Genomic DNA, 17,644 nt, shown 5'->3' with positions numbered 1-17,644 from the left:
CAACGATCCCCGTCACAGATAACTCTTGGCAATATCACCGAATTCCACTTGTACTGGCAAAAATGACACACTCATTTCCCCGTAACGCGAAACTCCTTGCGGTATAAAGACGGCGACGTCTTGAACTGCCGCTGGAAATAGCGACGCATCGACAGCGCGGTAGCAAAGCCTGAGGCTTGCGCAATGCGCTCGACGGGCTGATCGGTTTTCTCCAAAAAACGTTGCGCCATAGCCAGGCGTTGGTTAAGTAGCCACTGCATTAACGTGGTGCCGGTGGTTTGCTGAAAACGCCGGGTAAAGCTGCGGCGACTCATGCAGGCTCTTTCCGCCAACGCGTCCAGTGTCTGCGGGTGCTGCAGATTTTCCGTTGCCCAATTCAGCGTTTGCATAAAACGGTCACCGCCTGCGGTGTTATACACCGGTTGCTCGATAAACTGTGCCTGGCCTCCCTGACGGTGTGGTGGCACCACCAATTGCCTGGCCACCGCATTGGCGCTCTCCGCACCACAGTGTTTGCGCACCAGGTGCAGGCAGCAGTCGATGCTGGCGGCGGTGCCAGCGGAAGTGACGATATCGCCGTCATCCACGTACAGCACATTCTTGTCTATCGATACCTGAGGATAACGTTGCAGAAAATCCGTCATCCATTGCCAATGGGTGGTTGCCGGCCGGCCGTTGAGTAAGCCGGCCGCCGCCAGCACAAAGCTCCCGACACACAGACCGACCAGGGTGGCACCCCGTGCATGGGCGTCGAGCAGGGCAGCAATAAGCTGTGGCGATGGCGTGACTTCGGGATTGCACCAGCTTGGTACTATCAACATATCGGCTTCAGCCAATGCGGCTAATCCATGATCGGCAATTATCGAAAAACCGGCGTTGGTCTTTAACGGGCCGGGTTCGGTGGCGCAAATCAACAGTTGATAAGCCGGTTCCCCGTTGCTGTTCAGTGCCTTCTCAAATACCGCGCAGGGTACCGAAAGGTGAAACGGGATGATGTTATCAAAAACTACGATACCCACTTTAAGCGGCGCCATACTGCTTCCTTTTCATCATTAATCCTCTGTGGGCGATTTGGCCCGATGATACCGCTTTTGGTTATTAGACTACCTGTTGCCGTAGCACTGCAACCTGCAGAATTGAACCCGACCGCAGCAGGAGACGACTTGCTGATTTTTGTTCTCACAAGGATAAACCAAAATGAAAAAACTGATGACCTGTACGGCATTGGCACTCTCGATGGCCGCTTCCAGCCTGAGTTTTGCCGATGACAAGCAAAAGGCGCCCACCATTCGCACCATGAGTGGGGCACAGGCCAGCACATCTTTGCCGGTTAATGCCACAGCGCTACTGGTGATTGATTTTCAAAATGAGTATTTCACCGGCAAGATGCCCATCCCTGACGGGACTAAAGCGCTGAAGAACACGCAACGGCTGGTCAGTTTCGCCCATCAGCACAAGATGCCGGTGTTCTTTGTGCGGCATATTGGCCCGGCAAATGGGCCGCTGTTTGCCGAAGGCAGCAAGTTTGCCGAGTTCCACCCGGATCTGCAGCCGTCCGGTAGCGATCGGGTGATCACTAAAGCCACCCCCAGCTCGTTTGTGGGCACCGATCTGGATAAGCAACTTAAACAGGCGGGTATCAAGAAGCTGGTAGTGAGCGGGTTGATGACCCATATGTGCGTCTCTTCAACGGCACGTGATGCGGTGCCACTGGGCTATGAGGTGATAATTCCTGAGGATGCCACCGCCACCCGCGATCTGGCTACCTGGGATAATCAGGTTGTCAGCCACGCCACGCTGCAGCGTGCTGCTTTGGCCGGGGTGGCCGATGTGTTTGCTGAAATCAAAACCACCGATCAGGTCTTGGCGTTGCCGGTGAAATAAGCGGCTTTCCAGGATGCAGGCCGCCGGCCACCTTGCAGTATTTCATGGCTCGCCTAAGCTGATTTCAACCATCACTTTTTTATGGGTAATCGCTATGTTGACTGTGTTACGTAGTTCCGTTTTAGGCGCGGCGGCCTTGTTATTCCTCGTGGGTTGTCAGCAAAAGGCACATCAGCCGCCACCGCCGTTGCAAGCGCAGCTGGACAAGCTTTCCACCATGTTGGCGGGCAGCCACTTCCTGCGGCAGAACTGTAACCGCACGGACATTCCAGACGATGTCAAATTACAACGCACGGCGATGCGGGTGGCGGAACACCGTGGCTGGGATACCCAGGCGTCGGGTTATCAGCAGTTGCCGGCACTGGCTCAGGCGCGTTATCTGGCCATACTGGAGGATCGTCAGTTGCTGACGGACAAATGTGCCGTGATGAACACTCACACCGCCAATTTTGTTGCCGCAGCCAAGTCCGATCAGGAAGACTACATGGAGTAATCCCCGCCTACACGGGCGCCGCATGCTGCGCCCGTCCTATCCCAATCCGCGTCTGCGGCTAAAATATTCTTTGCAGGATAAGCATCTGTCGCTCATTATTTGAAATGTTGTTTCACTTTTATCCCATGAGCCGATCGTGAATTTATATGCTGCCCTGCGCCAGCGTGTGGAAAATACTCCCTGGTACCCCAAACGCAAAAGCTACCGCGTCCTGTTTTGGCGAGAGATCACGCCGCTGGCGGTACCGATCTTTATGGAGAACGCCTGTGTCCTGCTGATGGGGGTGCTGAGCACCTTTCTGGTGAGCTGGATAGGCAAGGAGGCGATGGCCGGAGTCGGGCTGGCAGACAGCTTCAACATGGTGATTATCTCTTTCTTTGCCGCGGTCGATCTTGGCACCACGGTGGTGGTGGCCTTCAGCCTCGGCAAGCGGGATCGCAAACGCGCGCGGGCGGCGGCGCGCCAGTCGCTGGTGTTGATGACGTTGGTGGCTTTGGTGCTGGCGGTGGTGATCCATCTGGCTGGCGAACAAATTATCGATGTGATCGCCGGTGCTGCCACGCCGAAGGTAAAAGCGCTGGCGCTTTCTTATCTGCAAACCACAGTCTGGAGCTACCCGGCGGCGGCCATTGCACTGATTGGCAGCGGTGCGTTGCGCGGAGCCGGGAATACCAAGATCCCGCTGTTGATCAACGGCGGCATGAATATCCTGAATATCATCATCAGCAGCATCCTGATTTATGGCATGTTGGGCTGGCATGGGCTGGGTTTCGTCGGCGCTGGGCTGGGGCTGACCATTTCGCGTTATATCGGCGCGATAGCCATTATTTATGTGCTGATGATCGGTTTTAATCCGGCGCTGCATATTACGTTGAAGAGCTATTTTAGCCCGTTAAAGCTGACCATTTTGTGGGAAGTGCTGGGGATAGGCATCCCTGCCAGTATCGAATCGGTGCTGTTCAACGGTGGCAAATTATTGACGCAAATGTTTGTCGCCGGTATGGGCACCAACGTCATCGCCGGTAATTTTATCGCTTTCTCTATCGCCTCACTGATTAACCTGCCGGGCAATGCCCTGGGATCGGCGTCAACCATTATTGTCGGAAAACGCCTGGGGAAAGGGCAGGTAGCCCAGGCGGAACGGCAGTTGCGCCACATATTCTGGCTGGCGACCCTTGGGCTAACGATCATCGCCTGGGGCACCGCGCCGCTGGCAGGGGTATTCGCCTCGTTTTATAGCCAGCAAGACGATGTGAAGGAGGTGGTGAAAGTGCTTATCTGGCTCAATGCCGCCTTTATGCCAATCTGGGCCGCCTCCTGGGTATTACCTGCCGGTTTGAAAGGGGCGCGTGACGCGCGTTTCGCCATGTGGGTATCGATGCTGGGCATGTGGGGTTGCCGCGTGGTGGCCGGTTATACACTGGGCATTGTGTTGGGGATGGGCGTGGTTGGCGTTTGGTTGGGCATGTTTATGGATTGGGCGGTGCGCGGCGCACTGTTCTACTGGCGCATGGTCAGCGGGCGCTGGCTGTGGAAATACCCGCGGATAAAATCGAGCGTCACCGAGGGAAAAGCCGTGGTGAAGTGACCCTTAGCTGTCAGCTAACGCTGGCTGATTATTTTCCTGCCGCCACTGGGCCGGTGATACGCCGTGGACCTGTTTGAAGGCTTTGGAAAAGTGCAGTTGGTTTTCATAGCCGACCGAAATTCCCACCACTTTGATCGCCGTCCCGCTGTTGCGCAGCAGGCTGGTGGCGAGAGTCATACGAAAGTTAAGCAAATACTCCTTTGGCCCGATACCGTAAGCTCCCTTGAAGAGCCGGCACAGGTAACTGCGGTTGATATTGCAGTAGGCAGCCAGGCGCTCAATGGTTAGATGCTCGTGATAGCGGTTTTCAATCAGTTTGACCGCTTTGTGCAGATGCTGCGCCTTGTCGCTGGGGTGTTCGTCGCTGCCCTGTAGCGCGTTGTCGATCAACGCAGAAAAAAACAGATAGCACAGACCGAGCGTTTTCAGGCGGTGCTCGTCGTCATGAGTGACGATGCGGCGCAAGTAGCGCAGCGCCTGGGGAGTCTCGTCAGTCGGGCGCGGGCGATAAATCGGGAACTGGCGGCTCAGGCGGCACTCTTCGAAAATCTTGCCGGCCACCAGTCCGTCGACCTCCAGCCACATGTAATGCCAGGGATCTTTTTTATCGGCGCGATAGGTGGTTACGTCGTGCGGGTGGATCAAAAAACCTTCTCCGGCAACCACCGGAAACGTACCGTATTCGCTGTGCAGTACACCGGTTCCACTTATCACATAATGAAATAGATAGTGCTGACGGACTGCCGGGCCAAAGCTATGCCCCTTATCACAATTCTCCTCACCATATTGGTACAGGTTCAGCTCAATGTTGTCGGTGCGACTCAGGGTAAAACTCTTATGCATCAGCCATTGTCCTTGTTTTTCCGTCTACTTTAACAGTGTAGCTGCCGCCCGATAGCCGGAGGGGCATCAAATACAGACCTGGCTCACAGTTTTTGCGCTGCGTCATTTTTCGCCATAATGAGGTCACATTCATCCATATCTTGCACCGGCGTGGCAGGGTAATTTCAGCCTATCGAAAACCAGTGCAGCGGAGAAACAGGATGATTAAAGTAACTTTTATGGGCGCAGGCAGCACCATCTTCGCCAAGAACGTACTCGGCGATATCATGGCAACGCCGGCATTGAAGGAAGTGGATATTGCGCTGTATGACATTGATAGCGCCCGTCTTAACGAATCGTTCGCCATGCTGAGCAATATCAACCGCAATATTAACGCCGGCAGGGCGAAGATCACCCCCTATCTCGGGGTGGAAAATCGCCGTTCGGCGTTGAAAAACGCCAATTATGTGGTTAACGCTATCCAGGTTGGCGGCTACGATCCTTGCACCATCACCGACTTCACCATCGCTAAAAAGTACGGTTTGCAGCAGACCATTGCCGATACTCTGGGGATAGGTGGCATCTTCCGCGCACTGCGTACCATTCCGGTGATGTTTGACTTCGCCCGGGATATTGAAGCGGTATGTCCGGATGCCTGGCTGCTGAACTACACCAACCCGATGGCGGCCCTGACCGGTGCCATGCTGCGTCATACCGAAGTGAAAACCGTGGGGTTGTGCCACAGCGTTCAGGTCTGCGCAGAGACATTGTTGAAAAGCGTGGATATGCCGACCGATGACGTGCAGTTCCATATCGCCGGTATTAACCATATGGCCTGGCTGCTGGACGTTCGCCGCCATGGCGAGGATCTGTACCCGGAAATCAAGCGTCGCGCCAATGCGCTGCAAGGCAAGCATGATGATATGGTGCGCCATGAAATCATGAAAACCTTTGGCTATTACGTTACCGAGTCCTCGGAACACAACGCCGAGTACATGCCTTATTGGATCAAGCGCAACTATCCGGAACTGATTGAACGCTTTAACATTCCGCTGGACGAGTATCCGCGCCGCTGTATTGAGCAGATTGAACAATGGCAGCAACGCAAGCTGGCGCTGACTAATGACGCCAATCTGACTCATACCCGCACGCATGAGTATGCGTCTTACATTATTGAAGCGATGGAAACCGATCGCCCGTACAAGATTGGCGGCAATGTGCTCAACACCGGTTTAATCACCAACCTGCCCGCCGAGGCCTGCGTTGAGGTGCCTTGCCTGGTGGATGGGCAGGGGATCTCTCCATGTTACGTCGGCCATTTACCAGAGCAACTGGCGGCGCTCAACCGCACCAATATCAATACCCAACTGCTGACTATCGAAGCGGCGGTCACCCATAAACGCGAGGCGATTTACCACGCGGCACTGCTGGATCCGCATACTTCAGCCGAGCTTTCGATTGATGATATCCGTAAACTCTGCGATGAACTGATTGAGGCCCACGGTAACTGGCTTCCCGCCTACCACTGATCGCTGAACTGACTGTATTACCTCCTCAAAACGCACAAGGCGCAGGGCTTCCTGCGCCGTCATAAATGGGATGGTGAGCCATGTTTTATTTAAAGAACAAGAACTTTTGGATCTTCGGTGCCTTCTGTTTTTTCTATTTCTTTATTATGGGGGCGGTGCTGCCGTTCTTCCCAATCTGGTTGCATGATGTCAACCAACTCGACCAGCAGCAAACAGGTTTGGTATTCGCCTGTATGGCGCTGTTTGCGCTGGTATTCCAGCCGATTTTTGGTTTTGTCACCGACAAATTTGGCCTGAAGAAACACCTGCTGTGGATGATCATTTTCCTGCTGCTGTTTCTGGCGCCGCTGTTTATTTATGTCTTCTCGCCGCTGCTGCAAACCAACTTTGTGCTCGGGGCGTTGCTGTGCGGGATTTACCTGGGGTTGGTGTGCAGTGGTGGCTCGCCGGCGATTGAAGCCTATATCGAGAAGGTGAGCCGCCGCAGCCAGTTTGAGTATGGTCGTGCCCGGCTGTTTGGCTGCATCGGCTGGGCGATTTGCGCGTCGATCGTCGGCTATATGTTTACCATTAACAACCAGTTTGCGTTTTGGCTGGCCTCGAGTTTTGCACTGGTGTTGGCCGGCCTGCTTTATATGTTCAAACCTGAGCAAAACAACACGCTGGCGGTAGCGGACGGCTTGGCGTTGAACCACAAACCGATCAAATTGAAAGCGGCGTTGAGCCTGCTGAAAATGCGCAAGTTTTGGTGCCTGGTGATGTATATCGTTGGGGTGGCCTGCGTGTACGACGTGTTCGATCAGCAGTTCGCCAACTTCTTCACTTCGTTTTTCAGCGACCGACATGCCGGGACGCAGGCGTTTGGCTATGTCACCACGCTGGGTGAGTTTCTTAACGCTTTTATCATGTTCTTTGCGCCATTGATCATCAACCGCATTGGCGGCAAAAACGCGCTGTTGATTGCCGGGGTTATTATGTCAGTGCGGATTATCGGTTCGTCTCAGGCGGACTCGGTAACTGCGGTGATTTTCCTCAAAACCCTGCACATGTTTGAAGTGCCGTTCCTGTTGGTGGGCATTTTCAAATACATTACCACCCAGTTTAACGTGAACCTTTCCGCCTCGATTTACCTGTGGGGCTTTTGCTTCTTCAAGCAGCTATCGGCCATCGGCATGTCCTATGCGGCGGGCCTGATGTACGTCAACTACGGCTTTAAAACCTCGTATCTGATCCTCGGCTGTATTGCCTTGCTGTTTACCCTGATCTCGGCCTTTGCCCTGAGCGGTAAGGTCGCGGTGGTAAAACAGGAGGGCGTACTGCCGATGGCGGCGAGTTAGTTAATACAGCAACGTCATAAGGCTAAAGAACAACAATGTCAGGGCGATGATAAACCCGGTTTGCAGCGTTTTGCGCATCAGACGGCCCTGGCCCCAGCGGGTAGCACTCAGGCGGTTGTCGATCGCAAACAGCGCCGGCACCATCAGCAGCACATAAACCAGCATCAGCATGGCGGTCAAAGGTTGTTGGCTCATGCAAAATCCTCCGTACCGGTAGGGATGGGGGGGACGATAGCGATTTTTTGTCTGCTACGGTGTTCAATCATATGTCTCCAAAGAGGGCCGCCCGAAGGCGGCCGCCAGTTCACTGCCTGTCATATTGAGATGATTGTCGGCCACTGCCGGGGCCAACGCAGTCATAATATTGCGAATGATAATCATTATCAATATGTAAAGTGAAATTTATTGTGGGGAAGGTTTGGTGGGGGTGTTTATCGTAAAAGAGCACGCCGGATGGCGTGCTCTGTGATAGGGCTATCCTCGACGATTATTTTTCATCTGGCAGCGCGTAAGCAACGATATAGTCGCCCAGCTTGGTGCCAAAGGAACCATGGCCGCCGGCAGAAATGACCACGTACTGCTTGCCGTTGACCTCATAGGTCATTGGCGTCGCCTGGCCACCGGCCGGTAACCGCGCTTCCCACAGTTTTTCACCGTTGGTCACGCTGAAGGCACGCAGATAGTTATCCGCCGTTGCGCCAATGAAGAACACATTCCCGGCGGTTGAGACCGGTCCGCCCAACATCGGCATCCCCATTTTGAACGGTAACGGCAGCGGAGAGCTGTCGCGCACGGTACCGATACGTTTTTTCCACACGATATCGTTGGTTTTCAGATCCACCGCAGAAATATACCCCCAGGCAGGCTGTTTGCACGGCAGGCCAAGTGGCGACAGGAACGGGTTCAGGGTCACGCCGAACGGCACGCCATACTGCGGCTGGACGCCGGCTTCGGTACCGCTACCGCCTTTATCGCCGACCGGCGGCTCGATTGGGTTGCCTGGGCCGCGTGGGATCAGTTTTGACACAAACGGCAGTGCGATAGGGTTGGCGATGGCCACCTGACGGTCAGTATCGACAGACAGGCCACCCCATTCGAACATGCCGAGGTTACCCGGGAATACCAGCGTGCCCTGCTCGGAAGGCGGGGTGAAGGTGCCTTCATAACGCAGGCTGTGGAACATCACCCGGCAAACCAGTTGGTCATAAATGGTGGCGCCCCACATATCCGCGCCGGTCAGTTTTTTCTCTGGGCGGAAAGTCAGCTCAGAGAAAGGCTGAGTCGGTGACAGGCGGTCGCCCTTGGCCGGGCCTTGCGGAACCGGTTTTTCTGGGGCCGGAACCACCAGTTCGCCGTTGGTACGGTTAAGAACGAAGATGTTGCCGGTTTTGGTCGGCACATAAATCACCGGCACCTTGTTGCCGCTCTTGTCGGTGATATCCGCCAGCGTTGGCTGGGCAGGTACGTCCATATCCCACAGGTCGTGGTGTACCGTTTGATAGAACCACACCAGCTTACCGGTAGAAGCGTTCAATGCCAGCAGGCCGCTGGCGTAGCGCTCCATGTTCGGCGTGCGATCGCCGCCCCAGATATCCGGCGTGGTCACCCCCATTGGCAGGTATACGATATCCAGCTTGGCATCGTAAGCGGAAGGCGCCCAGGAGTTTGGCGAGTTCGGCGTGAAGTGATGTTCATCCGCCGGAATGGCGTTGGGTTCATCGGCTCCCGGATCAAACGCCCACAGCAGTTTGCCGCTGTTGACGTCAAAACCGCGGATCACGCCCGAAGGTTCGCGATTGGAGTAGTTATCGGTCACCGCACCGGCAATGACAATCACCTTATCGGTGATCACCGGCGGTGAGGTCGGCTCATAATGGCCCGGAGTGGCATACGGCATATTGCTTTGCAGATTGAGTTCGCCGTTATTGGCAAAATCGGCGCAAGGCTTGCCGGTCTCAGCATCCAAAGCAAACAGGCGGCCATCATTCACCGGCAGGATAATGCGGCGTGCGCACTGTGCCGGAGAGGCGTCTGTAGCCGCGCCTGCAGCGGCAGGGGTCTCATGATAAGAGACGCCACGACAGGTAATGTGCTGGAAGGTCGGGTTGAACTTCAACTGAGGATCAAACTGCCACTTTTGCTTACCGGTGGCCGCATCCAGCGCGAATAACTTCTGGTGCGGGGTACACAGATACAGCGTGTCGCGGATTTTAATCGGGGTCACTTCGTTGGTGATTTCCCCCGGATCGTTGGCGGTTTTCAGGTCGCCGGTCTGGAAGGTCCAGGCTTCCTTGAGCTGGCCGACGTTTTTGTCGTTGATCTGGCTCAGTGGGGAATAACGAGTCCCTTCCTGAGTACGGCCATAGGCCGGCCAATCGGCGTCTGAAGCCTGAGGTTCAACCTTCACCTGAGCCGGTTCAAGGGTGCCGTTGATCTCTTGCGGATCGTTAAACACCGCATAGGCCAGCACTGCGACGGTAAACACCAGCGCGATACTCAGTGCGCTGTAGGCCAACTTGCCGCTGGCAATCAGCTTGTGATAGATAAACGGCAACACCAGCCACAGGCCGAAGAAGAAGGTGACGTCCAGACGCGGCGTCAGTGCCCAGAAGTCCGGGCCGACCTCCCACAGTGCCCAAATGGTGGTGCCGAGTAAAAATACGGCATACAGCAGCAGGGCAGTGGCGCGGCGGCGAGCCAACAGCCAGGCGGTAACCAGCAACACCAGGCCGGCAATGATGTAGTACAGCGAACCGCCGAGCTTGGCCAGCCAGATGCCGCCTCCCAGCAGATAGAGTCCGCTCAGCGCGGCAAACAATGCCGTGATGATGATGAGCGGCGACAATGATGCTTTGTTTTGCATAGTATTATCCTTACCAAAATGTAAAGTCCCCGATTTAGAGATTAAGCCATATCCAAAAAAACACGCGGTTTCTCCCTAAAAATCCATCCCGTGCGTTCGGCAAACCCTCTCCAGCGCCAAGGCTAAAAGGCAGTGGCAGTTAAAAAGGGAAAGTTTTGGATATTGATACTCTCTGTTCTGAGGACAAAAGTACTGAATCAGGCGTCGTTCTCTGCAGCCCCGCGGCGATGATGTCAAACGAACGGGACAGCGTCGGCTGAAACGCGGCTAGGTTACTCTAATTGTTATTTTTTCATTGCATACCTTGTGCTTTTTTTGCGGTTTTTTGTTGTTTTTATGAATGGAACTCATAAGCTCAAGCGGATTTAACGCATAGTTATTTGCCTGGCGGCCACCTACAGTAATCACACTTTGACGGCCATGCATCAGCGGTTGTCGGTACGAAACGATTGGAGGAAGAATGCAAAAACGTCAATTAGGCCGCAGTGGGTTAGAGGTGTCGGCGTTGGGGCTCGGCTGCATGGGGTTGAGTTTCGGTTATGGCCCGGCGACAGATAAAGCGCAGGCCATCGCCCTGATTCGCTCCGCCGTGGATCAGGGCGTGACCTTTTTCGATACCGCAGAAATCTATGGGCCTTTTACCAACGAAACCCTGGTGGGCGAGGCCCTGGCGCCGGTACGCGATCGGGTGGTGATTGCCACCAAGTTTGGTTTTGAACTGCCGCAGCCGGATGGCAAACAGGTGCTCAACAGCAGACCGGAACATATCCGTCAGGCCGTGGAGGGATCGCTCAAACGCCTGAATATTGAAACCATAGACTTGCTTTATCAGCACCGAGTCGATCCCAATGTGCCGATTGAAGACGTTGCCGGTACGGTGAAGGCGTTGATCCAGGAAGGGAAGGTGAAACACTTCGGCTTATCGGAGGCAGGGGTACAGACTATTTGCCGTGCCCACGCCGTACAGCCGGTGACGGCATTACAGAGCGAATACTCGCTGTGGTGGCGCGAGCCTGAGCAGGAAATTTTGCCGACCCTGCAAGAATTGGGGATTGGTTTTGTGCCCTTCAGCCCATTGGGGAAAGGCTTCCTGACCGGGGCGATCAATCAAAGTACGACTTTTGACAGTAGCGATTTCCGTAATGTCGTGCCGCGCTTCAGTGCCCAGGCGCGCAAAGCCAACCAGACGCTGGTGGATGTATTGGGGCAAATTGCGCAGCAAAAAGGGGTGACGCCGGCGCAGATTGCACTGGCCTGGTTATTGGCGCAACAGCCCTGGATTGTGCCGATCCCCGGGACCACCAAACAGCATCGACTGCAAGAAAACCTGGGCGCGGCGGAACTGGTGCTGACGACGGATGAACTGCGCAGTATTGAAGGGGCGCTGGCCGCCATTGAGGTGCAAGGCGATCGCTACCCGGCGCATCTGCAACAAAACGTCGGGCGTTGATCCGGCGCCTCCTGCCATAAGCCGTCGGCAGGAGGCGGTTCAGGTTTTGCGCGGGTAACGCATGGCCTCGACAAACAGTGCAAAGGCGGTGGTGTGCTGCCTGCGACTGGGGTAATAGAGGTAATAGCCGGGGAACTGCGGGCACCACTCGTCAAGCACCTGGACTAAACGCCCGTCGGCCAGTTCATGGGTGACGGTATCTTCAGGCACGAAGGTGATACCGAAACCTAACAGTGCTGCGTCAATGCGTTGGCGCAGGCTGTTAAAGGTGAGCTGCCCCTCGACCCGCACTTTAATCTCGCGTCCGTCTTTTTCGAATTCCCAGGCGTAAAGGCCGCCCATGGTGGGTAAACGCATGTTGATGCAGCGATGGTTTTGCAGCTCCTGCGGGGTATTTGGCGTGCCGTATTGTGCAAAATAGGCCGGGGAAGCGATGGGGATCATGCGCATATCCGCGCCGATACGTACCGCAACCATGTCTTTGGCGACCTGTTCACCCAGGCGAATACCCGCATCAAAACGGCCGGCGACAATGTCAGTCAGAGAGTTATCCATGGTGATTTCGACATTGATGTCCGGGTAATCCGCCAGAAATGACGTTAATACCGGCCACAGCACTGAGTCGACGGAATGTTCTGCGGCGCTAATGCGAATGTTGCCCGCCGGCCGTTCGCGCATTTCACTCAGGGCATCCAACTCGCTTTCAATCTCGGCAAAACGTGGGCCGAGGCTGTTAAACAACCTTTCTCCGGCCTCGGTAGGGGCCACGCTGCGGGTGGTTCGGGTCAGTAAACGCAGTTCGAGTCGTTCTTCCAACCCCCTGATGGCATGGCTCAATGCTGATTGGGAAACGCCAAGTTTTGCCGCCGCTCGGGTAAAGCTACGTTCGCGGGCGACCATCAGAAACGAAATTAAATCGTTAAAGTTCTCTTTTAACATCCCGGCCTCACAGCATGGGCAGAATTCATGGCGATATTCTAGCCGTTTGTCGGCAGCGGTGACAATTAATGAATTCAGCTCATAGCTCCTTGCGCATTTTGCCATCTAGTCCTGATGCGGGCAGGCGAGCTATCTTCTGTCCGGTAACGTGAGCCACCGACAGGTGTTATTCGATGAAATGCCTCGCAGCCTCTACCCTTATTCTGTCCCTATTAGCGTCGGCCGCAGTTGCCGAAACGGAGAAACAAATGAAAATTCAACGCAGCGGTTCCCAACCTTCTCGTCCGGGGCCAGAAGAGTATTTTACCGGTAAGGTGCGGATCGATGCGCCATTTGCCGGCAGCGAACCGGCCCGCGTGGGCGGGGCGACGGTGACCTTTGAGCCGGGTGCCCGCACGGCCTGGCACACCCATCCACTTGGCCAGACGTTGATCGTCACCCAGGGGCGCGGTTGGATCCAGGTATGGGGCGAAGAAATCCAGGAAATGAACCAGGGCGATATCGTCTGGATCCCGGAAGACGTCAAACACTGGCACGGCGCGACACCGGAGACGGCGATGACCCACATTGCCATCGCCGAGTCATTAAACGGCAGCCCGGTGGACTGGCTGGAGCAGGTCAGTGACGCGCAGTACCAGAAGTAAGATCTGTGTTGCCAGCAGGTTAGGGCGTCAGACGCTGGCCATCTGCTCACAAAAGCGCAGCCGATTACCGAAGGGATCGGTGATGTTGAGTTCTTTCCCCCAATCTGCGGTTTCAACGCCCGGTCTGGCGTAGCGATACTGCCTGGCCGATAGCTCCTGGTGCAGTGCGTCGATATCGCGGGTGGGAATGAATACCGCAGAACCCGGCGTGCTGTCACCGTAGTGTTCGCTGAGATGAAGCGTCAGGCCGGAGCGGGTGATCTGCATATACAGCGGCAGGTCTTCACTGAAACGGTGCTCCCAATCCAGCGTGAAACCGAGAAAATCCAGATAAAACTCCCTGGCCTTTTCAACCGAGAAGATGCGAAGAATGGGGATAGCGGCGGAGAATTCCATGGTCGTCCTCACTTAAGCGTCAGTCTGAAGAGTCACTATAATGTCAGAGGAATCGTGATACACAATCGTATTTCGACTACAGACGACTCAATGTGTCACGGTTTATCATTCAGTCACATTATTGATAACAGGGATGGGAAAGACATGGCCGATTGGCTGGCAGTGACAAGGAAAAATGTACGTAACTATCGGGCGGCGCTATTCGCTGGTTTTGTCGGCGGCAATATCGCCAGTTTTGTGAAGTGGGGCACCGAAAACCCATTACCGCCACGTACGCCGGACAGAGCCATTCCGCCGATGGAGATGCTGAATGATTTAGGCATCAAAACCGGCGATCTGGTCTATCAGTATTCCGGGCATGTGGTCAACTGGGGCGTAGCTGGCGTTCACCATCTGTTCTCTATCTTTTTCGCCATGGCGTACTGTTTCCTGGCGGAAATTTTCCCCAAAATTAAACTGTGGCAAGGCGTAGCGTTTGGCTTGCTGATTACGCTGATCTTCCACGGTGTGGTGCTGCCGTTGGGCGGTTGGGCACCACCGGCCTGGGATCTACCGGCTGACGAGATATTTTCCGAAACGCTGGGTCATATTCTGTGGATGTGGACCATTGAGATCTTCCGTCGTGATATCCGTAATCGCCTCACCGGCAAACCCGATCCCGAATTCCAATAATCTTTTAAGGCCCGCACGATGCGGGCCTTAAAAGGATCGGATGCTTAGCGCTACAGCCCTCCGAGACACAGGTACTTAATCTCAAGATAATCCTCGATACCGTATTTTGATCCCTCACGGCCCAGACCGGAGTTTTTAACCCCGCCGAAGGGGGCGACTTCGGTGGAAATCAGCCCTTCATTAATGCCGACGATGCCGTATTCCAGCGCCTCGGCGACGCGCATGATCCGGCCAATATCCCGGCTGTAGAAGTACGACGCCAGGCCAAACGGCGTGTCATTGGCCAGCTCAATGGCTTCGGCTTCGCTATTGAAACGGATTAACGGCGCTACCGGGCCAAAGGTCTCTTCATGGAAGATTTTGGCCTGCCGTGGCACGTTGGTGAGAATGGTCGGCGTAAAGAAATTATTGCCCAAGGCATGGGGTTTGCCCCCCAACAGAACGGATGCGCCGTGTTGCACCGCGTCGGCGATATGCTCACTGACTTTTTCCACGGCGGCGGAATTAATCAACGGGCCAATAGTCACGCCGTCGTCCAGGCCGTTGCCCACCTTCAGCTTCTCTACCGCCGCTTTGAGCTTTTCGGCGAAGGCGTCGTAAATACCGTCCTGCACCAGAAAACGGTTGGTACACACGCAGGTCTGGCCGGCATTGCGGTATTTGGAAGCCACGGCGCCTGCTACAGCGGCGTCCAGATCGGCATCGTCAAACACGATAAACGGCGCGTTGCCGCCCAGTTCCATACTGGTCTTTTTGATGGATGGGGCACACTGCGCCAGCAGTTGCGCGCCGACCTCGGTGCTGCCGGTAAACGACAGCTTGCGTACGTCCGGGTTGGCAGTCAACTCTGCGCCGATGGCCTGGCTCGGGCCGGTGATTACGTTGCAAACACCGGCCGGTAAGCCTGCTCGCTCGGCCAGCACGGCAATAGCCAATGCAGAGAAGGGGGTCTGGCTGGCAGGGCGGATCACCCCGGTACAGCCTGCGGCCCAGCCGGGGCCTGCTTTACGGGTGATCATCGCCGCCGGGAAATTCCACGGCGTAATGGCAGCAAATACCCCAATCGGTTCTTTCTGTACGATAATGCGACGCCCGGCCTGGGGCTGCGGAATGGTGTCGCCGTAGACGCGTTTGCCCTCTTCGGCAAACCATTCGATAAAGGACGCCGCGTAGGCAATCTCCCCCCGGCTTTCTGCCAGCTGCTTGCCCTGTTCTGCGGTCATGATCAGCGCCAAATCGTCCTGATTCTCCATCATCAATTCGAACAGGCGGCGCAGCTTGCCGGCACGCTCTTTGGCGGTCAATGCGCGCCAGGCCGGTTGGGCTTTCTTGGCGGCGGCAATCGCCTGCGCGGTTTCTTCGGCACCCAACGCAGGCACCTGACCGACCAGTTCGCCGGTGGCGGGATTGTGGATCTTGATACTCTGGTCGCCTTTGATCGGCAGCCATTGCCCGTCGATATAATTGGCCTCGCGGAACAGCGCAGGATCTTTGAGGGTGGCAGAGAAGTGATTGCTCATCGGTTATCTTCCTTTTTCAGAATTCAACACAGGGTGACCTATCCCAAACGCACCCCTTTACCCTAGCAAATTTTTCCGCCTCTATTTGCCCGATCCATGGCAACTCATCAATTTGCTGCCATAAGCACCTTCTGTACAAAAAACATCCGCCGTCGGGACGATACTGAAATCAGCAGGCATATGACCCTTTTCGATGTGATTAAAAGGAGTGTGCAAATGATGAAATCAGTGGACAGACATCTTTATGGCTGCGGAGAAATGGATTTTTTGGCTTCCAGCATTGCGTTAATGGAGTGGCAGGGAAGAGAGGTCGACGCCGGCAAAGTGGCTGGCAATATGTCGGAGTCGCAAAGCCGCTTGTTCTTTGAACGCCTGAGCTATTTCCGCCAGCTTTATCAGGCGGCCACAACGGTGGAACACAGCGTATAAACTCCGAGTATTCCCTCTCCTTTGGGAGAGGGTTAGGGTGAGGGGAGACAGGCAGCAGCAATGTTAAAGCCCCTCACCCCGGCCCTCTCCCTTGGGAGAGGGGGAAGTTCATCCGCATATCTGTGCAGATTTATTCCGACCACACCCCAGTATTGAGCGTTGCCGGGGAGTACTCCAGATTGCGGCCGCGCCATGGCAGGGCTTGTGTAAAACGCCATGCGCTGTGGATATCGAAGCGCCAGTAACGTTCCGCACCGGCCACCCCCTGGCCCATTTCTGTTTGCCAGAGGATCTGTGTTTCTCCCTGCAGATGTAAAATATCCCCGCGTTCAAAATCGATAAACAGCAACGCCGCCCGCGGTTGCGCCAACAGATTGCCCAGGGTATTCATGTAGCGATTACCGCGAAAATCCGGTATCCACAGAGTACTTCCCTCCAGATAGATAAACCCCGGTTTCCCGCCCCGGTGCGAAATATCCACGCCACCTTGCGCCAGCTGGGTATGGGCAGCGCTGGCGACGAAACAGGTATCCGCGTTGCGAATCAACGCCTGTGCGGCCGCATCCAGCGTGGTGAGATATTCAATTGGCGCAGGGTTGGCGGGGGCCGGATACAGCTCGCGCCGCTGAATATACTGCGGACAGTTGCCGAAACTCTGCCTGACGTCGATCTCAATGCGGTTTTTGTCGGTGCGCCCGATGATGCCGTTGGCGCGGTTGCGACGCCGGTTGCTAAAATCCAGTCCCAGCGCCCCCACGGGCTGGCCGGACTGCAATGCCGCTTGCGCAGGATCGTCGTTGCGACGTGGTGCGCCGATGCGCAGGTGGGTATTGTCCGGCGTACGCAAAAAACCGGGTGGGCCACTGAATAGAGTGGCTACCGGCCAGCTCTGTTCGTCCAGCGTGGCGACAAACAGGTAAGGCAGCGCTTCGAAAAACTTGCGGTGCTGGTCGGGCATGGTGGGGAAAATACCGCCGCCCACCTGGTAAAAACCGGCCAGAGTTTGGGCGCGTAATTCGTCAGGGTGGAATATTTGCGGGATCATCAGAGTGCCTCCGGGAAACCTCGGCCTTCGGGA

Annotated in this window: 17 protein-coding genes; 9 read left to right on the top strand and 8 right to left on the bottom strand. The window is 55.4% G+C overall.

What is annotated here, in order from left to right:
* Positions 1 to 71: 71 nt before the first annotated feature.
* Positions 72 to 1,034, bottom strand: a complete 963-nt coding sequence (locus E5C26_RS15755; protein WP_135317158.1) for a GlxA family transcriptional regulator — start codon at positions 1,032 to 1,034, stop codon at positions 72 to 74.
* Between the two features lie 163 nt (positions 1,035 to 1,197).
* On the opposite strand from E5C26_RS15755, the gene E5C26_RS15750 reads away from it, so the two are divergent.
* The 3 genes from E5C26_RS15750 (at position 1,198) to E5C26_RS15740 (ending at position 3,965) form a co-directional block, all read left to right on the top strand.
* Positions 1,198 to 1,884, top strand: coding sequence for a cysteine hydrolase family protein (locus tag E5C26_RS15750; protein ID WP_135317157.1), 687 nt, complete (start codon positions 1,198 to 1,200; stop codon positions 1,882 to 1,884).
* Positions 1,885 to 1,978: 94 nt separating this feature from the next.
* Positions 1,979 to 2,377: a type II secretion system pilot lipoprotein GspS gene (gene gspS / locus E5C26_RS15745; RefSeq protein WP_135317156.1), complete on the top strand. Its 399-nt coding sequence runs from the start codon at positions 1,979 to 1,981 to the stop codon at positions 2,375 to 2,377.
* Between the two features lie 136 nt (positions 2,378 to 2,513).
* Positions 2,514 to 3,965, top strand: coding sequence for an EmmdR/YeeO family multidrug/toxin efflux MATE transporter (locus E5C26_RS15740; RefSeq protein ID WP_135317155.1), 1,452 nt, complete (start codon positions 2,514 to 2,516; stop codon positions 3,963 to 3,965).
* Between the two features lie 3 nt (positions 3,966 to 3,968).
* On the opposite strand, the gene E5C26_RS15735 is transcribed toward E5C26_RS15740, so the two are convergent.
* Positions 3,969 to 4,808 carry an AraC family transcriptional regulator gene (locus tag E5C26_RS15735; RefSeq protein WP_135317154.1) on the bottom strand — a complete coding sequence of 280 codons (840 nt, stop codon included), beginning with the start codon at positions 4,806 to 4,808 and terminating at the stop codon, positions 3,969 to 3,971.
* Between the two features lie 200 nt (positions 4,809 to 5,008).
* Here E5C26_RS15735 and E5C26_RS15730 point away from each other — a divergent pair, with 200 nt between their 5' ends.
* Together E5C26_RS15730 and E5C26_RS15725 are read left to right on the top strand one after the other, a co-directional pair.
* Positions 5,009 to 6,316, top strand: coding sequence for an alpha-glucosidase/alpha-galactosidase (locus E5C26_RS15730; RefSeq protein WP_135317153.1), 1,308 nt, complete (start codon positions 5,009 to 5,011; stop codon positions 6,314 to 6,316).
* An 80-nt stretch (positions 6,317 to 6,396) separates the two neighbouring features.
* A complete protein-coding gene (locus tag E5C26_RS15725; protein WP_135317152.1) occupies positions 6,397 to 7,653 on the top strand; it encodes an MFS transporter in 1,257 nt (418 codons plus the stop codon).
* Here the strand turns inward: E5C26_RS15725 and E5C26_RS15720 are convergent, their stop codons facing one another.
* The gene (locus E5C26_RS15720) at positions 7,654 to 7,848 is read right to left on the bottom strand and encodes a hypothetical protein (protein ID WP_135317151.1); all 195 of its coding nucleotides are present in this window, start codon (positions 7,846 to 7,848) and stop codon (positions 7,654 to 7,656) included.
* A gap of 292 nt (positions 7,849 to 8,140) precedes the next feature.
* Positions 8,141 to 10,516, bottom strand: coding sequence for a glucose/quinate/shikimate family membrane-bound PQQ-dependent dehydrogenase (locus E5C26_RS15715; RefSeq protein ID WP_135317150.1), 2,376 nt, complete (start codon positions 10,514 to 10,516; stop codon positions 8,141 to 8,143).
* Positions 10,517 to 10,976: 460 nt separating this feature from the next.
* Between E5C26_RS15715 and E5C26_RS15710 the strand changes: the two genes are divergently transcribed.
* Entirely contained in the window at positions 10,977 to 11,966 is a 990-nt protein-coding gene (locus E5C26_RS15710; RefSeq protein ID WP_135317149.1) for an aldo/keto reductase, read from the top strand.
* Between the two features lie 39 nt (positions 11,967 to 12,005).
* On the opposite strand, the gene E5C26_RS15705 is transcribed toward E5C26_RS15710, so the two are convergent.
* Positions 12,006 to 12,905, bottom strand: coding sequence for a LysR family transcriptional regulator (locus tag E5C26_RS15705; RefSeq protein WP_135317148.1), 900 nt, complete (start codon positions 12,903 to 12,905; stop codon positions 12,006 to 12,008).
* A gap of 248 nt (positions 12,906 to 13,153) precedes the next feature.
* On the opposite strand from E5C26_RS15705, the gene E5C26_RS15700 reads away from it, so the two are divergent.
* Complete coding sequence (locus E5C26_RS15700) at positions 13,154 to 13,549, top strand: (R)-mandelonitrile lyase (protein ID WP_135317147.1); 396 nt, start codon at positions 13,154 to 13,156, stop codon at positions 13,547 to 13,549.
* 27 nt (positions 13,550 to 13,576) lie between these two features.
* On the opposite strand, the gene E5C26_RS15695 is transcribed toward E5C26_RS15700, so the two are convergent.
* On the bottom strand, positions 13,577 to 13,945 hold the full coding sequence (locus E5C26_RS15695) for a glyoxalase superfamily protein (protein WP_135317146.1): 369 nt from the start codon (positions 13,943 to 13,945) through the stop codon (positions 13,577 to 13,579).
* 144 nt (positions 13,946 to 14,089) lie between these two features.
* On the opposite strand from E5C26_RS15695, the gene E5C26_RS15690 reads away from it, so the two are divergent.
* Complete coding sequence (locus E5C26_RS15690; RefSeq protein ID WP_135317145.1) at positions 14,090 to 14,617, top strand: YagU family protein; 528 nt, start codon at positions 14,090 to 14,092, stop codon at positions 14,615 to 14,617.
* 50 nt (positions 14,618 to 14,667) lie between these two features.
* Here E5C26_RS15690 and gabD read toward each other — a convergent pair whose 3' ends face one another.
* The gene (gene gabD, locus E5C26_RS15685) at positions 14,668 to 16,137 is read right to left on the bottom strand and encodes an NADP-dependent succinate-semialdehyde dehydrogenase (RefSeq protein ID WP_135317144.1); all 1,470 of its coding nucleotides are present in this window, start codon (positions 16,135 to 16,137) and stop codon (positions 14,668 to 14,670) included.
* Positions 16,138 to 16,353: 216 nt separating this feature from the next.
* Here gabD and E5C26_RS15680 point away from each other — a divergent pair, with 216 nt between their 5' ends.
* Positions 16,354 to 16,566, top strand: a complete 213-nt coding sequence (locus E5C26_RS15680) for a glycogen synthesis protein (RefSeq protein WP_135317143.1) — start codon at positions 16,354 to 16,356, stop codon at positions 16,564 to 16,566.
* Between the two features lie 130 nt (positions 16,567 to 16,696).
* On the opposite strand, the gene E5C26_RS15675 is transcribed toward E5C26_RS15680, so the two are convergent.
* Positions 16,697 to 17,611: a pyridoxamine 5'-phosphate oxidase family protein gene (locus E5C26_RS15675; protein ID WP_135317142.1), complete on the bottom strand. Its 915-nt coding sequence runs from the start codon at positions 17,609 to 17,611 to the stop codon at positions 16,697 to 16,699.
* Between the last annotated feature and the right edge of the window lie 33 nt (positions 17,612 to 17,644).

This window comes from Serratia proteamaculans (assembly GCF_004684015.1).
Classification (GTDB): Bacteria; Pseudomonadota; Gammaproteobacteria; order Enterobacterales; family Enterobacteriaceae; genus Serratia; species Serratia proteamaculans_F.
Note: the sequence above shows the minus strand (reverse complement) of the source record. Positions and strands in the feature narration are given on the sequence as shown.

Coding starts and splice junctions, on each gene's coding strand:
- E5C26_RS15710 (WP_135317149.1), top strand. CDS start 10,977: ATGCAAAAACGTCAATTAGGCCGCAGTGGGTTAGAGGTGTCGGCGTTG.
- E5C26_RS15675 (WP_135317142.1), bottom strand. CDS start 17,611: ATGATCCCGCAAATATTCCACCCTGACGAATTACGCGCCCAAACTCTG.
- E5C26_RS15730 (WP_135317153.1), top strand. CDS start 5,009: ATGATTAAAGTAACTTTTATGGGCGCAGGCAGCACCATCTTCGCCAAG.
- E5C26_RS15720 (WP_135317151.1), bottom strand. CDS start 7,848: ATGAGCCAACAACCTTTGACCGCCATGCTGATGCTGGTTTATGTGCTG.
- E5C26_RS15695 (WP_135317146.1), bottom strand. CDS start 13,945: ATGGAATTCTCCGCCGCTATCCCCATTCTTCGCATCTTCTCGGTTGAA.
- E5C26_RS15690 (WP_135317145.1), top strand. CDS start 14,090: ATGGCCGATTGGCTGGCAGTGACAAGGAAAAATGTACGTAACTATCGG.
- gabD (WP_135317144.1), bottom strand. CDS start 16,137: ATGAGCAATCACTTCTCTGCCACCCTCAAAGATCCTGCGCTGTTCCGC.
- E5C26_RS15715 (WP_135317150.1), bottom strand. CDS start 10,516: ATGCAAAACAAAGCATCATTGTCGCCGCTCATCATCATCACGGCATTG.
- E5C26_RS15725 (WP_135317152.1), top strand. CDS start 6,397: ATGTTTTATTTAAAGAACAAGAACTTTTGGATCTTCGGTGCCTTCTGT.
- E5C26_RS15705 (WP_135317148.1), bottom strand. CDS start 12,905: ATGTTAAAAGAGAACTTTAACGATTTAATTTCGTTTCTGATGGTCGCC.
- gspS (WP_135317156.1), top strand. CDS start 1,979: ATGTTGACTGTGTTACGTAGTTCCGTTTTAGGCGCGGCGGCCTTGTTA.
- E5C26_RS15700 (WP_135317147.1), top strand. CDS start 13,154: ATGAAAATTCAACGCAGCGGTTCCCAACCTTCTCGTCCGGGGCCAGAA.
- E5C26_RS15750 (WP_135317157.1), top strand. CDS start 1,198: ATGAAAAAACTGATGACCTGTACGGCATTGGCACTCTCGATGGCCGCT.
- E5C26_RS15680 (WP_135317143.1), top strand. CDS start 16,354: ATGATGAAATCAGTGGACAGACATCTTTATGGCTGCGGAGAAATGGAT.
- E5C26_RS15755 (WP_135317158.1), bottom strand. CDS start 1,034: ATGGCGCCGCTTAAAGTGGGTATCGTAGTTTTTGATAACATCATCCCG.
- E5C26_RS15735 (WP_135317154.1), bottom strand. CDS start 4,808: ATGCATAAGAGTTTTACCCTGAGTCGCACCGACAACATTGAGCTGAAC.